This is a genomic window from Myxococcus vastator, assembly GCF_010894475.1.
GTDB classification, from domain to species: Bacteria; Myxococcota; Myxococcia; order Myxococcales; family Myxococcaceae; genus Myxococcus; species Myxococcus vastator.
Map to the genome: position 1 here is coordinate 1 of NZ_JAAIYB010000638.1, position 3,611 is coordinate 3,611.

Annotated in this window: 2 protein-coding genes; both read left to right on the plus strand. The window is 70.1% G+C overall.

What is annotated here, in order from left to right:
• Positions 1–701: FIST signal transduction protein (locus G4D87_RS35325; RefSeq protein ID WP_205507843.1), on the plus strand; the 701-nt coding region annotated here is incomplete at its 5' end.
• A 16-nt stretch (positions 702–717) separates the two neighbouring features.
• Entirely contained in the window at positions 718–3,312 is a 2,595-nt protein-coding gene (locus tag G4D87_RS35330; RefSeq protein WP_163787108.1) for a PAS domain-containing sensor histidine kinase, read from the plus strand.
• Positions 3,313–3,611: the final 299 nt, after the last annotated feature.

Here is a 3,611-nt window from a genome sequence, read left to right on the forward strand (position 1 = left end):
TCTGGGTGGGGGGCGGAGCGGGAGGCAACCTCCGGAGCGCCACGACGGCCCAGTTCACGGATGGGCAGGCCTACCGGGACCAGGTGGTGGTGATTGCCTTGGACGCCCAGGCGCCGATAGGCGTCGGGATTCAGCACGGTTGGTATCCCTACGGCCCACCGACGCAGGTCACGAAGGCCCACGGCGCGACCGCCGTCGAGTTCGATTACGAGAGCGCGTTCGAGGTCTACCGGCGCACGGCCGCGAGCCGCGGAGACGCGCTGGACGTGCAGGGCTTCGCCCGCTTCGCGATGACCCACCCGCTGGGGATTCCCCAGGCCAATGGAGCGTTCGTGATTCGCGACCCCATCTCCGTCGGCCCCGACGGCTCGGTCCGCTGCGTCGCGGAGATACCTGATGGCTCGTTGGTCCGGGTGATGGAGGGAGCGCGCGCGGACCTGATGGACGCGGCCGCGAGCGCGGCCACGCTGGCTCGGAGAGGAACCCCTGGCCCGCTGGGCGGCGCGGTCGTGTTCGATTGTTTCTCCCGCTACCCCATCCTGGGCGAGGAAATCCTGGACGAGCTCTCACGCGTCCAGGGAGCGCTCGGGGAGAGCACTCCGCTCGTGGGCTGTCTGACCCTTGGCGAGGTGGGGGCCATGGGAGGTGGCGTTCCGCAGTTCCACAACAAGACGGTGGTGGTGCTCGCCCTTCCAGGGTGATGGGACAAGGTCGGACATGGTGGACCCCTGCGAGGACGCGGACCGGAAGCTCACCGAGGAGCGCCTCGCGCTGTTGAGCGTGCTCCAGGAGCTCACCGTCGCGGCGCTCGACCTCTTCGACCCGAGCAAGCCCGCGGATGCCTTCATGGACCGTGTCGCGGAGCGGCTGGGGTGCATGGTCGCGCTCTGGGTCCAGGTGGACGCGCGGGGCCAGGTCGCCCTTCAGGGCGCGAGTGGACTCTCCGCGGCGTCCCGCCAGCTTCCGCTTCCCGCCCGCTCCGAGCCCGGAGGGAAGCCAGGGCCCGCCGAGGTGAGCCTGCCGTTTCCGGAGCTGGAAATGCCGGGGCTCTTGCGCTGGTCCATTCCCATCATCGGAGCGGACGCGGCGCACAGCGCCAGCGCGCTGCTGCTGTACTTCGACCGCGAGCCGCACCTGCCGCGACAGTACCGGGGCATGGTGGAGCGCCTCGGCGGCGTGCTCCGCACCGCGCTCATGCACCGGCAGCTCTTCACCCGCACCCTGGACAGCGAGCGCGCGCTCCACCAGCAGAAGACGCTGCTGGAGTCCCTGAGCGAAGCCTCCGACGAGGGCATCCTCATCTCCACCCTGGAAGGAAGGGTCCTCACCCACAACCGCCGCCTCATGCAGCTGTGGGGGCTGGAGGAGGAACTCCTGTCCGCATCCTATGGGGCGTGGGTCCGCGCGGCGGCGGAGCTCGTGGAGGAGCCCGCCCGGTTCACCGCGCGCGCCTTCTTCTTCATCGAGCACCGAGACGCGTCGGGACACGACACGCTGCGGCTCAAGGATGGGCGGATCTTCGAGCAGTACGACGCCCCGGTGATGAGCGCGGACGGCCTCTACTATGGGAGGGCCGTCTACTTCCGGGACGTCACCGCTCGACAGCGCACGGAACGGGACCTCCAGCACGAGCGGGACTTCAGCTCGGCGGTCCTGGATACAGCCCGCGCGCTGGTCATCGTCCTGGATGCGGAGGGCAGAATCGTCCGCTTCAACCGCGCATGCCAGGAGATGACTGGCTACGCCTTCGAGGAGGTTCGCGGCGCGCGGTTCTGGGAGCAGCTCCAGGCCCCGGAAGAAGCGGCGCGGGTCGAGCGGGACTTCGCCCAGCTCACCACGGGCCAGGGGCACGAGCAGTACGAGAGCAGTTGGCTCACGCGAGCGGGAGAGCGCCGCCTCATCTCATGGTCCAGCAACGTCCTCCGCGGCCCGACGGGAGTGATTGAGTACATCATCGGCACGGGCATCGACATCACCGAGCAACGCCGGGCCGAGCGGGAGCGAGACCAGACCTTCCTGCGTGAGCAGCAAGCGCGGGCCCGCGCAGAGGAGCAGGAAGGGAGGTCCGCGTTCCTGGCGGAAGCCTCGGGACTGCTCGCGGGCTCGCTCGCGCCCGAGGACGCGCTGCGAAGCGTGGCTGCGCTGACCGTCCAGCGGTTCGCGGACTGGTGCGCGGTCGACCTGCTGGACAACGAGCATGCCCCTCAGCGGCTCGCGGTGGCCCAATCCCAGGCACTGCGGGCCCGGGGGCCCGCGAAGGACGACCACGCGCCACCGGACCTCAACGCCACGCAGGGCCCTGGGCGGGTGCTCCGCCGCGGCGAGCCGGAGTTCTTCCTGGAGGGTTGCGGCGCCACGCCCCTCGGGTGCGGCGGCCTCAAGTTCCAGTCCTGGCTGTCGGTGCCGCTGCTCGCGCGTGGCCGGACGCTCGGCGCGCTCACCCTCGCCCGGATGGACAGCGAGAGCCGCTATGGCCCCGCCGAGCTCACCCTCGCGCAGGAGCTGGCCCGCCGCGCGGCCATGGCCGTGGACAACGCCCGGCTCTATCAGGAAGCCCAGCAGGCCATTGGCCTTCGTGATGAGTTCCTCTCCGTTGCCTCTCACGAGCTGAAGACCCCGGTCACCTCCCTCCAGTTGTCCGTGCAGGGCTTGCTGCGCCGCGCCCGGTCGGGAGCGCTCTGCACCGCGCCGGCGGAGACCGTGAGCCAGTCAGTCGAGGGCATCGAACGCCAGGCGCTGCGGATGGCGAAGCTCGTCAACACGCTGCTGGATGTCTCGCGCATCCATGCCGGGCGGCTCGAGCTCGAGTTGGAGGAAGTGGACCTCACCGCGCTGGTCCGAGACATCGCGGCTCGCTTCGCGCCCGAGCTGGCCCTCTCCGGCGCCACGCTCCGGGTGCATGCCGACACGCCGATGCCAGGACTCTGGGACCGGTCGCGGCTCGATCAGATTGTCACCAACCTGCTCTCGAATGCCATCAAGTACGGCGAGGGCAAGCCCATTGAAATCCAGGTCAGCGGGGACGCCAGGACCGCCCTCCTGGAAGTGAGGGACCAGGGAATCGGCATCCCGGAGGAACAACAGGCGCAAATCTTCCGGGCCTTCGAGCGCGCGGTGTCATCGCGCCACTACGGAGGCCTGGGCCTGGGCCTCCACATTGTCAGTCAGCTCGTCGAAAGGCTGGGAGGGGTGGTCCGAGTCCAGAGCGAGGCGGGGCGCGGCGCCACCTTCACGGTCGCGCTTCCCCGCAGCGGACCCGCGGCGCCGCGGCCAGCCCCGGCGGACAGACACCTCGACGCGAACCATGCCTGAGCGCGCGTTCGCGTGGCGCCGCGCTCTCGTCCGCTGAGAAGCCACTGGAGTCTCGCTGCCCGTCCTCGCCGCTGGACGGTTCTCACATCCACGCACGGTGTGCGCAGGGCGCCCCGAGGAGAACCCCGCTGGCACGCGGGCTGCTCAAGCCCTCCCCGACCTCAGGCGGTCAAGCCGACGAGGCAGCCGCGCCGTGGTGGCGCGATGCGGAGCGTGGAGGTGGATGATGCTGACGGCGGGTAAGCGACTGGCGGTCTTCTCCATTCGCGAGGGCAAGGGCGGGAGCATCTGGGTGCGGG

What these genes read in the sequence shown, in the direction of transcription:
- G4D87_RS35330 (WP_163787108.1), top strand. Translation starts at nt 718, where the DNA reads ATGGTGGACCCCTGCGAGGACGCGGACCGGAAGCTCACCGAGGAGCGC.